This is a genomic window from Cardinium endosymbiont of Philonthus spinipes (genome assembly GCF_964030745.1).
In the GTDB taxonomy this organism is placed as follows: domain Bacteria; phylum Bacteroidota; class Bacteroidia; order Cytophagales; family Amoebophilaceae; genus Cardinium.
The window spans coordinates 385,975-404,313 of sequence record NZ_OZ034918.1 but is presented as its reverse complement, the minus strand read 5'-3'; the positions used below and the strand labels follow the sequence as shown (position 1 = coordinate 404,313).

Sequence of the window (18,339 nt, the reverse complement as noted above, 5' to 3'; positions counted from 1 at the left end):
ATGATTCAGATTCAGGACTTATATAAATCCTATCAAAACGGCACGGTTACTAGAGAAGTACTTAGGGGGATCAATTTTCATCTTGAAAAAGGAGATCTTGTTGCCTTAATGGGGCAATCTGGTGCTGGTAAGTCTACGTTGTTGAATATTATTGGTATACTAGATGATTATGACCGTGGGAACTATTACCTGAATGGGGTCCATGTAAAAAATCTTTCTAACCAAAAAGCCAGTAAATATAGAAGTCAGTTAATAGGGTTTATCTTTCAGCGGTTTCATTTAATTCCCTTTAAAACGGCTTTAGAAAATGTGGCCTTGCCCCTCTATTACCAAGGAATAGACAGAGACGAGTGTTGCAAACGTGCCTTGGCCATGCTTGATAAAGTTGGATTGTCTGCATATGTTCGTCACAGACCGAGCTCCCTTTCAGGTGGGCAGCAGCAAAGAGTGGCTATTGCACGCGCATTGGTAACAGCGCCTCCTTTAATTTTAGCAGATGAGCCAACCGGCTCCTTAGATAGTAGTACGGCCCATGAAATCATGGCCCTACTTAAGGAAATGAATAGAGAGGGGAATACCATTCTTATCGTAACACACTCTGTTCAGGTAGCACGGCAATGCAATAATATTCAAGAAATTGTAGATGGAAAAATTGTCTAAATAAAAATTTTACTAAAAATGTTAATGATTAAAAACTTGGTGTTACGTTTGAGCCTGATGGCTAGTATAACACTTTTTGCTTACAATAAAATCCAAGCCAAAGAAACGCCCATTAGTTTACAAGAAGCCATACAGATGGCACTAAAAGATAATGTACCTATTCAGATTGCTGCAAAGACTAAAAAGCAAGCAATCCTATCTAATAGAATAGACACTTTTCGCATATGGGCTCCTCGAGCTACCTTTATGGTTTCTAGTGAAAATATTTGGCAATCAGGTATTAAAGGATCTTCTCAAGAAGGTAACGCGGAAGGACCGACCCTACAACTGTACATTCACTCTATGCCTTTTTTTACATTAAAATGGGAGTTCTCATCACTATGTGATAAAATTTTTCAGACGAAAATTCATTGTCAAAGTAATTGTATACATCAGCTCGTTGCAAAAAAATCGGTAGAAAAGGAGTTGCAGCAAGTCATTACTGCTTATTATGAACTAGCATTGGCGCAAAAAAAATGGGAATTATCCAATAATTTACTCAAGCTTGCCACAGCCAGGTTAAAGGTAGAGGAGGAGAAGTTAAAGATAGGCCGCATTTCCAAAATAGATTGTTTAGATGCGCAGCTGGCCTTAAAGCAGGTAAAGTTAAGTTTATTGGAGCGTCAGGAAGCCTTGAAAGGCAAACGTCGCAATTTAAACTTAATACTTGGTAAACCCATTCATACAGAAACATTGGTTCAATCCACTATTTCTGTACAGCCTATATGGGATATGAAAGCGGTTACAAAGGATAAAGTGGTTGATTTGGACGAATCCATACACAAAAAGCGGGTAGACATAGCCAAAACCGAGGTAAGTAGGGCTAAGGCCTATCCACTTTCTTGTATCAGCCTATCAGGTGGGTTTCGTTCCAATGGTTATCGATATGATTTAGGTGAGGGAGCATTGCATCTGTATGATAAGTCTATGCAGTGGCGAGGGAGCATTGGCATGAGTATAGATATCCTTACCTTCCTGCTAATGCCTGCAAAGGTTCAAAAGGCTAGGATTGCATTAGATCATGCAACCTTTGCATTGCAGCAACAACAATCAGCAGTAGAGGGTCGTTTAGAAGATAAAACATGGCAATACCGCCATGCCTTAGATGCGCATAAGGTGGCAGAAGAGCAACTGAAAATAAATAAACAAAAACTGGCTTTTATAAGAGAAAAGTACCGTCTCAAGCAAGTAAAGCTACTGGAACTACATGAAGCAGAAGAAGCTACTCAAAAAGCAGAAATCGGTGTAGTAGAACATGCTTTTAAGGTAAAGCAAGCAGAATTTGAACTCTATCGACTAGCTGGCATGTTTCACGAAAAGCTATTGTAGTAAGGTAGGCCTGTAACCATGTATCCTACGTTAAGCAAAAAAAAGGCCACATGCATTCGTCAGTTGGCACTTAAAAAATACCGCTTAGAGCAGGCTGCTTTTGTTTTAGAGGGAAAAAAAAGTATCCAAGCATTGCTCAGTGCCCGTTATGCTATAAAATGCATCGTAGGCACTTCTTCTTTTTTTGTAGCAAATCAGGATATTGTTGCTTCTATTCGTAAAGAAACGGAGGTATTTGAAACTAAAAAAGAGGTTCTTTCTGGTTTAGGTTCCTTTGTACACAACCATGAAGTGCTAGCAGTAGCGGCTATACCCAGCGCCACTGAGCCATCTATATCACCTGTTGACATCACTCTAGCATTAGATGGCATTCAGGATCCTGGTAATTTAGGTACTATTATTCGTATAGCAGATTGGTATGGCATAGCCACCATACTCTGTTCTCAAACCACTGTAGAGTTATATAATCCAAAGGTGCTACAAGCGAGTATGGGTTCTTTTGCAAAGGTCAACTTGCATTATGTAGACTTGCCACGTTATTTAGAGGGGCTGAAACTACCTATTTTAGGTGCTACATTAGATGGTCAGCCTGTGCATGATTTTGCCTTTCCAGGCCATGGTGTATTGGTTATTGGGAATGAATCCCATGGAATTCAGCCAGCTGTAAAGGCAATCCTTACTGAGGCTATTGCGATTCCTAGATATGGCCAGGCCAATTCCTTAAATGCAGCCACGGCTACCGCCATTTTATGTGACAATTGGAAACGGTTTTGCTGCCCCGCTTCTGGCCGCTGATAGAGGAATTGGGCACATAAAAATAGACCTAATAAAGTAAACCAGCTAAACTAATAGTCCTTTTTATATATATTTAACCACCTCTATAAGGCTCCTTATTTCAAGCACCGAATAAATCATTAAGCTAAGGCACTTATGCTATAGTAGTAAACTACTATGTTTTGCTCACTTTTAGCTACTTTAGAAGTACAAAAAAGCCTTTAAATCCATTGGTTTTTATTATATATTTATAACCTTTAATTCATGTATATAAATTTTACTGTTATGCGAAAAGTAACTGTACATATCATTAATCATAAAGCATTAGGGCTTCTAAGAGAGTTGGAATCATTGCAACTTATACAACTGGATAAAAGCACTAAAGAGCATAAAAAAATAATATCTAAGAACTGGATTGCACCCTTTGAAGGGCTTATGCATAAGCAACCATTAGAAGCATTAGATCAACAGCTTCAAGAACTTAGAAATGGATGGGAGTAAAATATTTATGGGACACTAATACGGTCATTTATTACTTACAAAAACAATTTCCAGAGATTGTACGGAATTATATACATGGATTGCTAAAATCAGGTTTCCCGACAATATCAGTGGTTACAGAGCTAGAGTTATTGTGTTGGAAAACAGATAGTTCGGATGGAACAAAGGTATTGAATAAATTTCTTAATAAGGCTCCAATTATTGAGCTAGAACAGCCCATAAAGCTTAAAACAGTTGAAATCAGGAAAGAAATAAAGATTAAACTTCCTGATGCTATTATAGCAGCTACAGCTATGGTACATAAGTTAACCTTGATTACACGTAATGCTAAGGATTTTGATAGTATGCATGAGTTAAAGATCATTAATCCTTGGGATATAGATAACTATAAGTAGCTTGCCTTATTTCTGGCCGCTGATAGAGGAATTGGGCATCCGATCCGCTCTGTTTCTGGCTGTCGATAAAAGCCTCCCTTGTTGCTGACCGCCGATAGAGGAATTGGACACGCAGTAAAGTAATGAAAATAGTATCTATTCACGCCTGTGGTTGGGTCCCCTTATCTCCTTCGATAAAAAGTCTGGCCCGATAGTAAATAGATGAATCGATATGTTTTTTAACGGGAAAATCGTAAACTCAGCCCGCTACGCGGGCTTCAAACAGACGATTTTCTAATCCGCTAAAAAACATATCGCTCAGCTGTTAGTGTTTTACTAGAGCGCCATTTTTTTATCGAAGGAGATGCGGGGCTGGTACTCGGTTAGTTATTTGCTTTTTCAGAAAAACGTAGTCATAGTGATGAATGGATACTGAAAATATCTGTTTACGTCACTGGTTAATAATGAATTTTATTCCACTTTTTTCTTGATAAAAAAGCAGACCCTTCGGTTAGCTCCTACTTATGCGTATTTCAGGCTCATTGGTGGGATACGAAAATTTAAACTACTAGAGAGCCACGCTCTGATCTTTGATAAACATCAAGATCAGAATTTAACCATTTCCCTGTTTTTAAAAAGGCTGGTATAACATGCATATCTTTTAAGGCTTCAACATCAAAAAATTGAGCAGTTTTAACCGGGCCATCTTGGTCTAACCAATCTTTAGGAAGCTCATTTACACATGTTTTGGCAGCAAAATAGACCTCTACCTTATGTATATTATACTTTTTATCAAAAAAATCTGCAACATAGACAATTTGAATTGGTTGAACATCAAGGCCAGTTTCTTCCTTTACTTCTCTTACCATGCAATCTGGAAGCATTTCACTTGGTTCTAAGTGTCCACCAGGTGTATGCCAAATTTTATAATCATTGCTAACAAGCAACAACTGACTATTTTTTACTATTAGCGCCCTAGCTGTTACTCGTAAAGTATAATCTTTCATATTATTATGTTTATGTGTATAACCTTACTAGGCACCTAATTAAATTATTACCTGATAAATCATGATGATTACATGCGTAATGTATCTTATTTCAATGCCTCATGGAAAAACGTTCTTAACGTAAATGTACGCTATATCTTTCAATATAAAAGAATGATTATTGAACCGTGCATAAACTAGCGATGGAGGTATTTAATAAATTTTATTATAGTATTTTACATAAATACGTAAAAAATATAGATAAGCTATGGGTATAGACTGCTTAATCATAATAGTATTCTTAGTAATTACACTGGCACTAGGTTTATACTGTAGCAAGTCAGTTGCTACATTCAAACACTATGCAGTTGGTAATAAACAAATGCCGACAGTTGTGTTAACCGCTTCCTTAATAGCCACTGTTTATGGCGGTGGTTTTTTAACAACCAGACTAAATGCTTACTACTATAATGGTTTGTATACGTTAGTTAGGGATTTAGTCCTTCCCATAGGTTTTTACTTAATCTCTCGATTTCTTATTGTAAGAATGAGGCCCTTTATAGGACACCTTTCGGTAGCTGAGTCTATGGGAATACTATACGGCCAAACCATTCGAATCATAACCGCTTTCTTTGGAATCCTAATGGCCATTGCTATAGTTTCTATTCAGTTTAAAGTTGGCCTTAGTATATCCCATATTATATTTCCTGACGTAGAAAATATACCCATCCTATGGGCAATCATTTTATCTTTAATTGTTATTACCTATTCCTCTTTTGGAGGTGCTAAACCTGTAGCGTTTACAGATGTATGTCAATTTTTATTATTTTTTGTTTGTTTTCCAGTCGTCATTCTTATACTTCTACATTACACCTATCATCCATGGGATAATTGTAAGGCATTGATGCAAATACCGAAATTTAATCCGATAGAGGTTTGTACATGGAATAATGTTTTGCACACAATTACTGCTTACGCTGCTTTGATGCTATTTCCTATGAATCCAGCTCTTATTCAGCGCATCTATATGTCTTCTTCCCTACAACAAGCAGCTAGAGTATTTCGTAATACTGCTGTTATACGTATTATTTTTTCCTTACTTGCTTTTTCTGTTGCAATAATGCTGCATATAGGTGGGCATACCCCCATACAAGGCCAACATGTACTGGACTATGTTATACATCTTGACTATTTTCCTGGTATTAAAGGGTTATTGGTATCAAGCATTATTGCTTTATTGATGTCCACTGCTGATTCTGACTTACATGTTGCATCTGTGTTATGTACTAATGATCTATTTCCATTTCTATTGAAAAAATTTTCTATATTTCGTACACCCTCTCTTAAAATAGCACGTATAAGTGCTGTAACTATAGGTATAGTTAGCATATTTATTGCATTTTATGCGACGAGCATTCTACAATTGTTGAATAAATCTGCTCTATTTTATACCACTGTTATTACCGTTCCGTTTATTCTACCCTGTTTTGGTTTTAAGCCTTGTACTGTGAATGTTTTATGTAGTATGGCCATTAGTACCACACTAATAGCTTATATCATATTTGTAAAGGAGCAAGTTATAGAACAAAGCGATATATTGAAATTCGTTGTAATGAGTACTTGTATCTCATTTGCTCTACATTATCTTCTACCTAAAAAACCTAATACAGGATGGATAGGTATTCCAGATTATAGTCCTGTAATACTACAAAATCAAGAGACGAAACGTTGGTGGTTAAGAAAAATACAGTATATACAATCTGTTTTTACAATATCTTATTGGTCTGATATTTTCCCTAAACAAACTTCTATTTTTATTTCATTTGGTATTTATCTTACTATATATAGCTCTATATCCCTATTATGTATACAAAAAATCTATCTCGATTCCTACATCTACTGGTACATAACTGTTATGGCTATAGGAACAATTATAGCCTTATATCCTGCTATGCACATTTATCAGAAAGAAGGTAATAGTCTACTGTATGGATTGTGGCCTATACTATTATATGTAGCCCTTTTTATTTCTGGTATCGTATATATGAAATTAAGTTGTTTTACACCTATTTCCTGCGCATTGTTTATAGTAAACGTAGGCCTAAGTAGCTTATTATTGCCATATACTATAATAATAGCGATGATATCTGTCACATTATTGATATATAAATGGATGCCTCCTCATGTAGCCCTTATGAACTATAAAGGACTGGTAACTACAGAAATAATGGTAGGGTTAACTATCCTACTCAGTTGCTTAGTGTATCGATATATAAGGATCAAGTTTAATAAACAATTACAAATTATAGCGTTAGATAGACACTATGAACAAAAGTACGCGCTAGCCTCTCTACATAATCAAGCCAATTGGAATCGATTAGATCCTACTTATAACGGGAAAATAGTACAAGATATAGCCGATACGTTGGATACTAGTGTAGATAAGCTACAGATAGAAAAACATAGGGAAAAGCTATATACCTTGTCTAGATTCCTACTACAAAGAGCTAAGGAAGAGCGTACCTTTACCTTAGATCCAAAAGCTATTCAACAAGTTAAAATAGACTCCCTGATCCTACAATCTTATGAATCTATCAAAGGACTAGGTAAACCCATACAACTGCTTTTAAAAAATAAAACCATAGAAAAATATTTATTAACAGAACCAGCTATTTTGGAAAGACTATTTACTATAAACTTTTGGAATATTTGCAGAAGCAAGAAGGCAACAGAAGATATCATTACCCTAACAATTACAAATACATTGGTGTCTTACCCATACTATACTCGCAATGATCATGAAAAACAATTAATACCTCCTATATTGCCTGCACTCGCCTTCTCTATATCTACCGAAACAGACAGCCCAGAAATATTACCTACCTATGAAATTACCGATAAAATTCCTTTAGGTTACTTACCTAAAACCATTAATAATTTATATCAAGAAGAAAGTAGACAAATTGTACAAGCCCATGGAGGATATATGCAAACCATAGAAACAGCAACTAGTTTAACCTGCCTTTACATATTACCTGTTGATGGTAAAAAAGTTATGCAGTTTAAGCGATATCATACAAATGATTTATCTAATAAGGTAGCAGAAACTGATGAAAGTTTGGCACAAGAAAAAGCGCTCATTAGTCTATTGATAAGCAAAACAACCTTAACTGAGCAAAAGATACAAGAGACCATTAGCTTTATTAAGAAAGCTCATGGCACTACTATACGTAAGTCAGGTGACCCTTACTATACCCATCCTATGGAAGTAGCTAAGATCGTATTAGAGGCTACAAAGAATGCCAATACTATTTTGGCTGCTCTATTGCATGATGTAGTAGAGGATACAATGGTCACATTAGAGCAAATAGAACTACAATATGGTCCAGATATAGCTTATGTAGTAGATATGGTTACACATTATAATACCCATGGTTACCGATGGAAATTAGATAATTCAGACAATCAAGTTATATTGAATAAATGTAAGGATATTCGTGTCGTTCAGATTAAACTAGCTGATAGGCTGCATAATCTAAGAACCATAAATGTACGTAAGCCAGAAGAACAAAAAAGAATTGCTAAAGATACTATGGAATTTTATATTCCATGGGCTAGAAAAAATAATGTTTTAACCTGGTTAACAGAAATGGAAGATATATGTGAGCAGATTTTAAATGTTAATACTATGTAATGTTATGCTCTTTTACCGAAGTCGTAAAACTTGTCATAGTAATATGATATGGCCATACATTTTTATCTACTATTCTTTAAATACATATATAATGTATCCAAAACATATCAACCGTATCTATTCACGTCTGTGGTTGGGTCCCCTTATCTCCTTCGATAAAAAATCTGGCCCGATAGTAAATAGCTGAATCGATATGTTTTTTAGCGGGAAAATCGTAAACTCAGCCCGCTATGCGGGGCTTCAAACAGACGATTTTCTAATCCGCTAAAAAACATATCGCTCAGGTGTTAGTGTTTTACTAGAGCGCCATTTTTTATCGAAGGAGGCGCGGGGCTGGTACTTGGTTAGCTATTTGCTTTTTCAGAAAAACGTGTATCTATTCACGCCTGTGGTTGGGTCCCCTTATCTCCTTCGATAAAAAGTCTGTCCCGATAGTAAATAGATGAATCGATAAGTTTTTCAGCGGGAAAATCGTAAACTCAGCCCGCTACGCGGGGCTTCAAACAGATGATTTTCTAATCCGCTAAAAAACATATCGCTCAGGTGTTAGTGTTTTACTAGAGCGCCATTTTTTTATCGAAGGAGATAAGGGGCTGGTACTCGGTTAGTTATTTGCTTTTTCAGAAAAATGTAACCATAGTGATGAATGGACACGTTGATAAATAGATATTATAAAGACTATAATTTACTGAAGCACCGGATTCGTTTATCGGCGGCCAGAATGCTGCTAATAAAGATTTATATCCTACTGCTTTTTTCTATAAAACAATAGGTAAGCTTCTTTAGATGCGTCTATAACGTCTGTCTGCTCAGTAGTTTTTATGGATGAATCATTCGCTTCATACCACTTTCCGTTCCGCTTTACATAGGCAATATAGTGGCCACCCGTCGTGGTACCCTTATGTAGAATAAATCCCTCTAAAGCAAACCGCACAGTATCCTCCTTATTAGGATCTGGTTTAATGGTAATTTCCATTGTTCCATGGACAAGATCTTCTATTTTTGTGTTATGGTTTGTATATCGCTTTAATTGTATGTATAATTTATCAGGAAGTTTATTGATCACTTGTTGTTTGATATACTGTTTTAAACGATTTCCTTCTTGAGGGGTTAGCTGACTTTCTTTTTCTTTTAGAAAAGAAGATTTAGTGCCCGTGTAGGGCTTGTAACTATCCCATGAATCGATTGATATACCTTCATCATCCACTAGTTCTTCTCTACCGGATGCAATCATGTCACTCAGGCTAAGTTTCGTGATAGATTCCCTGTTAAGACTTACTTGCAATCCGTATTCGGGTTGCTTAGGGCTCTCTTTTTTATAAAGAACTTGTTCATCGCCTCTTTTTCTTTTACAAAGGAAGCTTTCAGTATAACAAATATGATGTAAAAGTTCTGCTCCACCAAGCGCCATGATAAACTCATCAGGATCGTATTGTTGACCTGATGTGGCGATGTTTTTCGCTTTTTCTGGGAAAGAAGATATAAAGCCCTGTACTTTATCAGGATTTAATGGATAATGACCATTATTAATTGCATTGTTGGAATTTTCTAAATAATTAATATTTTGTTCTTGCACTTCATCTGGATACAAAGCTGCAATAATTTGCAATACTGCATTCATATAACATGTGTTGCCCATATTCGGTAGTCCTGCAAAATCGGTTGGGGTAGGAGGAGGAGAGGGGGGCGGGGGAGGAGAAGTTGACCCTCCTGAGGAATAATACCCACTAGAGGTTCCTGATGAACTACTCCTATTAGAATAACCTGAAGCGGAACTGCCAGTAGAGATCCCTGAGGAGTCACTAATGTCTGAATGTAGACTGCCTGTATCGCCCTCTAGCTGGTTTGGCTGAATGGGAGCTTTTTGGCTTGATTTATGAGTATTCTCTATTCGGGTAGCAGGAGGAAGGGTAAGAGGAAGAGAACGAGTAGATCTACAATTTCCTCCCATTATATGGACTGAAGCTATTAATATGAACCATAGCTTTTCGTAGAATATGAGCTTTTTAAGCATATTAAGCATAATAATGTTGTTAAATATATTCCTCTTTAAGCTCCTCCTATTCCTTGAAATTCCAGCAGCTACTTGGCAATTTTACTAAAAATTTACCTATAATAAAAATATTTAACATGCTTACCCCTTTCTTGGCCTCTATTTTTTGTGGCGCAGTAGGCATCAAGGTTTTTTAGAAAATCTTTTTTTTGATTATAAAATTTGATTATCAATATTAAAAATAATAAGGCCTTCTATATAGCTTCATTGTTTACAATTCGTAACTTTTTAGTTATTTTTACACTTGCTTTGTTGGCAACAAAATCGTTTTTTTTAACACAAGCTTAGTCTAAAAGCAGCTTGCTGGGCATATTGACTGATAGATTTTTATACACCTGATTTATGTAAACTGTTTTGATTGTCAATCTAAAAATTATTTAATTCATGCCATTGAACCTATTATATCTTGAGAGCTGGGACATTCGTTTTAGGCTTGTCGTTGATATGGCGCTATTTGGTTGCTTGGTCTATTGGGCATATAAGTTACTCAAGGGGAGCATAGCTGTAAAGAGCATTTTGGGTTTTTTGGTTGTCTGTTTTTTTTACTGGATTGTTCGGGCTTTACATCTGACGGTGCTGACATCTATTTTGAGCCTATTTACTAGCCCTATCGTTCCCATTATTCTTTTTCAAAGGGAGATCCGTCATTTCTTGTTTAGCATGGGTACAGCCCTTATGGGCAGTAAGGCGACAATTGTGCAAATGATTCCTTGGTTGGCGCATAAAAAAAGTGAAGTGGATGTAACACCAGTGGTAAAGGCTGTTCAAACACTAGGGGGAAGCAATACAGGTGCACTGATCGTTTTTACAAAGGATGCAGACCTGCGCTACTACGAAGAATCTGGTGATTTGATTAATGCAGTAGTTTCTGCTCGGTTATTGATTGCTATATTTAATAAATATAGCCCATTGCATGATGGTGCTGTGATTATTCATAGCAATAGGATTGTGGCAGCAAGGTGTATCTTGCCTGTGACGGAGCATCCCAATATGGCGGCTCGGTTTGGATTGCGTCATAAAGCAGCTGTTGGGCTTACCGAGATAACAGATGCGTTGGTTCTGATTGTTTCAGAAGAGTCTGGCCAGATATCCATAGCTAGAAAGGGTGCCATGGAAAACAACCTATCTGCTCAAGAAATTAGAAGTGCTTTAAAGGACTATCTTAAGTAATGATTACCCCCCTTGCTTTGATAGAGGGTATTTGATTTTATAAAATGGTAAGAAATGCGGACCATACAATTTAGAGAAGCATTGCGAGAGGCAATGGTAGAGGAAATGCAAAGAGATGAAATGATCTTTTTGATGGGTGAGGAGGTAGCTGCATACAATGGTGCTTATAAGGTAAGCCAAGGTATGTTGGAACGTTTTGGGGCTAACAGGGTAATAGATACACCTATTAGTGAGGCGGGTTTTGCTGGCCTAGGGGTGGGGGCTGCTATGAATGGTTTACGTCCTATTATAGAGTTTATGACCTTTAATTTTTCTTTAGTAGCCATAGATCAGATTGTAAATGGAGCTGCGAAAATGTATGCCATGTCGGGTGGACAATACCATGTACCTATTGTATTCAGAGGTCCAACGGGCAATGCAGGTATGTTGGGTGCGCAACATTCTCAAAACTTTGAAAATTGGTATGCCAACTGCCCAGGACTTAAAGTAGTCGTTCCTTCGACTCCCTATGATGCCAAGGGGCTGCTTAAAAGTGCCATTAGAGATGATGATCCTGTAATCTTTATGGAATCCGAATTAATGTATGGCGACTTAGGAGCCGTCCCTGCAGAAACCTATCTAGTGCCAATAGGTAAAGCCAATCTCATACAAGAGGGCAAAGATGTAACCCTAGTTTCTTTTGGCAAAATGATGAAAGTGGCACATGAAGCAGCACAAGCGATGCAAACGCAAGGTATTGCAGTAGAATTAATTGATTTGCGTACCGTTCGCCCGTTGGATCTCTCTACCATCATTCAGTCGGTAAAAAAAACCAACCGTTTGGTGATTGTAGAAGAAGCTTGGCCGCTGGCTTCCATTGCTTCTGAAATAGCCTATCAGGTCCAAAAGCATGCTTTTGACTATTTAGATGCCCCTATTCAAAAAGTTAATAGCTTGGATGTACCGCTTCCCTATGCACCTACTTTAATAGAGGCTATTTTGCCTAATGTAGCCAAAACAGTGGCTGCGCTTAAAGCAGTTTTGTATCTAACATAATAAAAGCAGTGATGAAAAAAAAATACCTTATAGGCAATTGGAAAATGTACAAAACGGTCCAAGAAGCCGTTGTCTTTATGCAACAATTGTTGCCTCAGTTGGAAGCGATTAGGCCTCTAGCTATTTGTGATACAGCATTGGCCTTATATATTGCTCCTTCTTTTCTGCATTTGCCAGCTATAGCAGCCTTACTAGGCGACCAGAAGTCGATTCAACTGCTTGCCCAAAACTGTCACCATGAGGCAGAAGGCGCTTTTACTGGAGAGGTATCTGCTGCGATGTTGGCCTCTATAGGTGTAAGTGGGGTGTTGATCGGGCATAGTGAACGGAGGAATTACCAAAAAGAGGATCACCCCCTTTTAGCTAAAAAAATCAAAAGGGTATTAGAGGCGGGTATGCAACCTTTTTTTTGCTGTGGAGAAAGTTTAGCAGCACGCAGAAGCGGTAACCATAAAGCGATGGTTCAGCAACAATTACAAGAAAGTTTAGTGGACCTTACTCCAAAGGAAATAGAAACCTTAGTCATTGCTTACGAGCCTGTTTGGGCGATTGGTACCGGACAAGTAGCTACGATGGAAGAGATTACAGAAATGCATACCTTTATAAGGGGAATTTTATCGAATCACTATGGAGTCGGTAATGTCCCCATTTTATATGGTGGAAGCTGTAATCCCCAAAATGCAGCAGCTATATTTGGTTGTGCTGATGTAGCGGGTGGGCTTATCGGAGGAGCTTCGTTGGAGGCAGATCAATTTGTGAAAATGATTATGGCATTACTTGCATAAAAAGATGACACAAGCTACTAATAATGTGAGAACACAGCAAATCGCTAAAATGATTCAAAAAGAGTTAGGCATGTTGTTTCTGGCAGAAAGCCCTAGGTTATTGGACAATGCGTTTGCCTCGGTTACAACAGTTGTGTTAAGTAGTGATTTGAGTCTGGCAAAAATTTACCTGAGTTTTGCGCTAAATAGCCCTCTTTCGACACCAAAATTGCCATTAGCAATCGGGTTTCAAAAGGGGGGGCATAACGATCAGGAAGCATTATTGCAAAAGATTAATGGCCATAAAAATACCATTAGAAGGCTATTGGGCAAAAGGGTGGCAGGTAAAATGCATAAAGTACCCAATTTAAAATTTCTGATTGACCGTTCGGTTGTCCAAGGCGAACGTGTTACCGCTTTGATTGACCAGTTGGATTTGATGGAGCGATAGGTATATCATCCCCCCATCTTTGGCTTAACCAATGCAAATAGCTATGGATTTTGTAGCTTTAGGGTATGGAAACGCCACGCTATACTCCTAGTGATATACAACATCTGCCTACCTTACCAGGTATTTATCTGTTCTATAACCATAAAGAAGAGGTTATTTATGTAGGTAAGGCGAAAAATATAAAAAAAAGGGTAAGTGATTATTTTACTGCTGGTAAAGTACATAATCTAAAAACAGCGCGTATGGTTACACACGTTGTTTCTATTGCCTATACCGCTGTACATTCCGAATATGAAGCCCTTCTTTTAGAAAACAACCTGATCAAAGCATTGCAGCCACGGTATAATATCTTACTAAAAGATGGCAAAACCTATCCCTATTTATGTATTACAAATGATCGATTTCCTAAAGTGATCATCACCCGTAAAACTGTCCCCCCCTTGGGGAAATATTATGGCCCCTTTACCAGCTCTTACGCTATTAAACAAACCTTAGAGGTGGTTAAAAAGTTATTCACCTTCCGTACCTGCAACTATAACCTTTCCGTAGAAAATATTACCAAAAAGAAGTTTAAAGTTTGTTTGGACTACCATTTGGGCCATTGTAAAGGGCCTTGCCAGGCTTTTCAAGATGCAATAGACTATCAACGAGAGATAGAACAGATAGAGGACTTGCTTAAAAATAATTTTGCTTCTGTAAAAAAGGCATTCAAAGAGCAAATGTTAGCAGCTTCTAAACAACTGGATTATAAACAAGCGCAACGCTTTAAGGAAAAACTCATCCTATTGGATCAATACCAAGCCAAGTCTTTAGTGATCAATCCACTCGTTGGCGACCTAGATGTAGTAGCTATTATTTCAGATCAAAACCATCTCTTTGTAGGCTATTTGCATATTAAGCAGGGGGCTGTTTCTTTTACCCAACACCGTGTGGTAACCAAGAAATTGGAAGAAGAAGCAGCTGATTTAGTCCCTTTGGTAGTTTGTGCACTCCGTTTTTGCAGTGGTAGTAGTGCGCCAGAGGTTCTGGTTAACTTGCCATTGAACCTAGCAATAGGTCCATTTTCCATAACCATGCCTAAGATTGGTGATAAGCGGAAATTGGTAGCATTGGCGCTACAAAATGCTTTATTATGCAAAAAAGATTTTTTACATCAAAAATCTAATTTTCAAGCAAAACCTAACTTAACCCTTGTAACCTTACAGCATGATTTGAAGTTAAAAGCCCCACCTGATTGGATAGAATGTTTTGATAACTCCAATATTCAAGGAGACCATCCTGTAGCAGCTATGGTTTGCTTTAAAGATGGCAAACCTTCTAAAAAAGACTACCGCCACTATCATATTAAAACCGTAGTAGGCTCTAATGACTGCGCCTCTATGCATGAAGTCATCAAGCGGCGGTATAGCCAACAAGCAACACTACCTGATTTAATTGTAATAGATGGTGGGAAAGGACAACTCAATGCTGCCATACAGGCATTACAGGAATTGGGTATCTATGGAAAAGTAGCCATTATCAGTATTGCCAAACGATTAGAAGAACTTTATTTTCCCCATGATCCTTTTCCTTTGTATTTGAATAAACAATCTTCCTCCCTTAGGCTACTCCAACAGTTGCGCAACGAAGCCCATCGTTTTGCCATTACCTTTCATAGAAACCAACGTAGCAAAAGTACATTCCAATCGCTGGCTATTCCCGGTATTGGCGCTAAAACGTTAGATAAATTATTACAGCAGCTTGGTAGTTATAAGACGATCCAGTCTAGTTCTTTAGCAACATTAACTACAGTAATTGGGCCATCCAAAGCCAAGCTATTGCATGATTATTTTTTGACTCAAATTAAATAGATCAAATCAATGTCAGCCTTTTCTCGTGCAATTGTGGTGATACCTACTTATAATGAGCGGGACAATATTGAGCCTTTATTGACCGCTATTTTTGCATTAAAAATAGGCGTAGCTGTTTTAGTAGTAGATGATCACTCTCCTGATGGTACAGCTGATGTAGTCATTAGGCTACAGCAATCTTATCCCCAGCAACTACATCTTTTAAGCAGGCCTCAAAAAGAGGGGTTGGGTCGAGCCTATTTAGCAGGTTTTGGTTGGGCATTGGCTTATGGTTACGATTATATTTGCAGCATGGATGCTGATTTTTCCCATGCACCTACTGATTTGCCTCGACTTTTGGCCATGTGCGCTACACCTACAGTTGATATAGTCATTGGCTCCCGTTACATTCCAGGTGGGCGTGTGGTCAATTGGCCCCTTTCTAGAATCTTATTATCCTCCCTAGCCAATTGGCTTGCACGGTTTATTACAGCTATGCCTATTAAAGATGTTACGGCTGGTTTTGTTTGTTATCGGCGGGCCATACTAGAAGATATATTACATAGACCTCTTTCGACACCAAAATTGCCATTAGCAATTGCATCTCAAAAGAGGTCTATAGCTGCTGTAGGCTACAGTTTTCAGGTAGAAATAAAATTCTTAGCACATCAGTATGGTGCCAAGCTGGTGGAATTACCAATTACCTTTGTAAATAGGGCACGGGGCAAGTCTAAAATGGGCTTACGCATGGCAGCGGAAAGCTTTTTGTGGCTTATGCAGATGAGGTGGAAGAGTTGAAGGAGGCGATCCTAGAAAGATGAACATCAAGGGTAGTTTTAGCAAGCTCAAAATCAAGTGTAGCCGTATCACGATTAGTGTAAGCGCGCGCAATAGCATTACGAAGTGCATTAGTAGCAGCAGTGTTAGCATTAACGGCAGCAAGTTGAGCAGTGGCAGCGAGTTGATTAGCATCGGCATGAATGGCAGTGCGTTGAGCAGCATGGGCATGAGTGGCAGAAGCCCTAGCACGTGCAGCAGCAGCGTCAATAGCCAAAATAATAGCATCAGTAAAACCAACAGCAGAAGTACCACCAATCGCAATATTATAGTCAGTAGCAAACTGAGCAGCTTTAACCGCTCTCTGAGCAGCACGAGTAGCCTTATCAGCTTCTAATTCTGCCTTAGAAGTCTCATCAGCAGCGTTAGTAGGATTAGTAGTAGCAAGCGTAGCATGTAGCATAGCACAGTGTTCAGCAGCTAAAGCATGAGTAAGATGAGCAGTAAAAGCAAGCATCGCAACAGAACGAGTAGCCTTGGCAGCAGCATTATGCACACGTGGTATAGTAGCATTGTTAAAAGTCTTAGCAGAGTTGCAAGCTGAACTAGCAACAAGGTAAGCGATATGAACCGCATAATTGGAATAGGTAGTAACACACTCAAGAAGTGCCTCAGGTGTATAAGGGCGATCAGATCTAGCAAAAATGCTGGAATAGGAAGCACGAAACTCAGGAGTCAGCGTAACACCAATCCGCTTAAGTATACCATCACCATCACTTAAATGACTATTACTGTTAGTATCCAAACCAGCAACACAAGGAAGCATAGCCCTGAGCAGTTCATTACTTAAAATAGCTGTACCATCCAGATCCTCAACTATATGTGTAACCTTATTTGTGCTAGAATGATGGCTACTACTAGTAAAATCAAAGTCAGAAAGAGGCTTATAAGACGTAGGAAGTGCATTAGCAAGATCCTCAACAAGCGAAATCAAAGCATCAAGATCATGATCTTGATTATCAGCCACTGCTGGGCTATTAGGTCGTGAAAACATGTTATTTTGCGCTAGATGGCTACATCCAGCCAACATGAGCAAATGGCATAAAAGGAATTGCTGACTTCGCATAACTGTATCTGTTTAATAATATTATTAGCATGCACATAAGCATTCATTAGGAACTAATTATTAGGTATCCATTCACGCCTCTTGCTGGCCGCCTTATCTCCTTCGATAAAAAGTCTGGCCCGATAGTAAATAGCTGAATCGATACATTTTTCAGCGGGAAAATCGTGAACTCAGCCCGCAAGCGGGCTTCAAACAGACGATTTTCTAATCCGCTGAAAAAGATATCGCTCAGGTGTTAGTGTTTTACTAGAGCGCCATTTTTTTATCGAAGGAGACGCGGGGGCTGGTAATGGACTAGCCACTTGCTTTTTCAGCCAAACGTAGCGTATGCGTTTAACGCTATGTCCATAGTAGAAAAATGCCCCTGTAAAAAGTGGGGAAATAGGCCTCATCCCTTGCAGATGATTAGGAAAAACAGATTCCTTTGAAGCCCGCGCAGCGGGCGACTTCTGTTTTTCCATCTGTAAGGGATGAGGTCCCCAACTTTTTACCGAGGGCTTGATTTTTTGTCCACTTTTTTATCAAGAAAAAAGTGGAATACAATTCATTATTAACCAGTGACGTGAATAGATACATTATTAGCAGCACTAGATTAGCAATCTTTTTAGGTAGCGCTTAACCCATAATTCCTATCCTATGCAAGGCATTTTACTTGGCTTTAAGTGCCACATTGAATAATATGAATTATGATTTAACAATGCAACAGCATGTTTGTATCTATTCACTGTTCTAGCTGCCCCCCCTTATCTCCTTTGCTAAAAAATAACGCTCTAGTAA

General features: G+C 38.3%; 16 protein-coding genes. 12 read left to right on the top strand and 4 right to left on the bottom strand.

Going from position 1 to position 18,339, the window contains the following annotated elements; genetic code table 11:
* From AAHM81_RS01750 to AAHM81_RS01730, 5 genes are all read left to right on the top strand, one after another.
* Positions 1 to 660, top strand: coding sequence for an ABC transporter ATP-binding protein (locus tag AAHM81_RS01750; protein ID WP_342265643.1), 660 nt, complete (start codon positions 1 to 3; stop codon positions 658 to 660).
* A gap of 18 nt (positions 661 to 678) precedes the next feature.
* Complete coding sequence (locus AAHM81_RS01745) at positions 679 to 2,028, top strand: TolC family protein (protein WP_342265642.1); 1,350 nt, start codon at positions 679 to 681, stop codon at positions 2,026 to 2,028.
* Between the two features lie 18 nt (positions 2,029 to 2,046).
* Complete coding sequence (locus AAHM81_RS01740; RefSeq protein WP_342265641.1) at positions 2,047 to 2,823, top strand: RNA methyltransferase; 777 nt, start codon at positions 2,047 to 2,049, stop codon at positions 2,821 to 2,823.
* Positions 2,824 to 3,066: 243 nt separating this feature from the next.
* Entirely contained in the window at positions 3,067 to 3,303 is a 237-nt protein-coding gene (locus tag AAHM81_RS01735) for a hypothetical protein (protein ID WP_342265640.1), read from the top strand.
* Positions 3,294 to 3,698: a type II toxin-antitoxin system VapC family toxin gene (locus AAHM81_RS01730; protein ID WP_342265639.1), complete on the top strand. Its 405-nt coding sequence runs from the start codon at positions 3,294 to 3,296 to the stop codon at positions 3,696 to 3,698. The genes AAHM81_RS01735 and AAHM81_RS01730 overlap by 10 nt, the downstream gene beginning before the upstream one ends.
* 539 nt (positions 3,699 to 4,237) lie before the next feature.
* Here AAHM81_RS01730 and AAHM81_RS01725 read toward each other — a convergent pair.
* Positions 4,238 to 4,684, bottom strand: a complete 447-nt coding sequence (locus AAHM81_RS01725) for an NUDIX hydrolase (RefSeq protein WP_342265638.1) — start codon at positions 4,682 to 4,684, stop codon at positions 4,238 to 4,240.
* A 247-nt stretch (positions 4,685 to 4,931) separates the two neighbouring features.
* Here AAHM81_RS01725 and AAHM81_RS01720 point away from each other — a divergent pair, with 247 nt between their 5' ends.
* Positions 4,932 to 8,357 carry an HD domain-containing protein gene (locus tag AAHM81_RS01720; protein WP_342265637.1) on the top strand — a complete coding sequence of 1,142 codons (3,426 nt, stop codon included), beginning with the start codon at positions 4,932 to 4,934 and terminating at the stop codon, positions 8,355 to 8,357.
* Positions 8,358 to 9,102: 745 nt separating this feature from the next.
* Here AAHM81_RS01720 and AAHM81_RS01715 read toward each other — a convergent pair.
* A complete protein-coding gene (locus AAHM81_RS01715) occupies positions 9,103 to 10,308 on the bottom strand; it encodes a ubiquitin carboxyl-terminal hydrolase family protein (protein ID WP_342265636.1) in 1,206 nt (401 codons plus the stop codon).
* Positions 10,309 to 10,794: 486 nt separating this feature from the next.
* On the opposite strand from AAHM81_RS01715, the gene AAHM81_RS01710 reads away from it, so the two are divergent.
* From AAHM81_RS01710 to AAHM81_RS01685, 6 genes are all read left to right on the top strand, one after another.
* Positions 10,795 to 11,580, top strand: a complete 786-nt coding sequence (locus AAHM81_RS01710; protein ID WP_342265635.1) for a DNA integrity scanning protein DisA nucleotide-binding domain protein — start codon at positions 10,795 to 10,797, stop codon at positions 11,578 to 11,580.
* A gap of 54 nt (positions 11,581 to 11,634) precedes the next feature.
* Positions 11,635 to 12,615, top strand: a complete 981-nt coding sequence (locus tag AAHM81_RS01705) for a pyruvate dehydrogenase complex E1 component subunit beta (protein ID WP_342265634.1) — start codon at positions 11,635 to 11,637, stop codon at positions 12,613 to 12,615.
* Positions 12,616 to 12,626: 11 nt separating this feature from the next.
* The gene (tpiA, locus tag AAHM81_RS01700; protein WP_342265633.1) at positions 12,627 to 13,400 is read left to right on the top strand and encodes a triose-phosphate isomerase; all 774 of its coding nucleotides are present in this window, start codon (positions 12,627 to 12,629) and stop codon (positions 13,398 to 13,400) included.
* 25 nt (positions 13,401 to 13,425) lie between these two features.
* Entirely contained in the window at positions 13,426 to 13,830 is a 405-nt protein-coding gene (locus AAHM81_RS01695) for a ribosome-binding factor A (protein WP_342265632.1), read from the top strand.
* Positions 13,831 to 13,895: 65 nt separating this feature from the next.
* Positions 13,896 to 15,680: an excinuclease ABC subunit UvrC gene (gene uvrC / locus AAHM81_RS01690; RefSeq protein WP_342265631.1), complete on the top strand. Its 1,785-nt coding sequence runs from the start codon at positions 13,896 to 13,898 to the stop codon at positions 15,678 to 15,680.
* Between the two features lie 9 nt (positions 15,681 to 15,689).
* Entirely contained in the window at positions 15,690 to 16,457 is a 768-nt protein-coding gene (locus tag AAHM81_RS01685) for a polyprenol monophosphomannose synthase (RefSeq protein WP_342265630.1), read from the top strand.
* Here the strand turns inward: AAHM81_RS01685 and AAHM81_RS01680 are convergent.
* Entirely contained in the window at positions 16,432 to 17,490 is a 1,059-nt protein-coding gene (locus AAHM81_RS01680) for a hypothetical protein (RefSeq protein ID WP_342265629.1), read from the bottom strand. The two genes, AAHM81_RS01685 and AAHM81_RS01680, sit on opposite strands and share 26 nt — an antisense overlap.
* A 260-nt stretch (positions 17,491 to 17,750) precedes the next feature.
* Entirely contained in the window at positions 17,751 to 18,023 is a 273-nt protein-coding gene (locus tag AAHM81_RS01675; protein ID WP_342264990.1) for a hypothetical protein, read from the bottom strand.
* Positions 18,024 to 18,339: the final 316 nt, after the last annotated feature.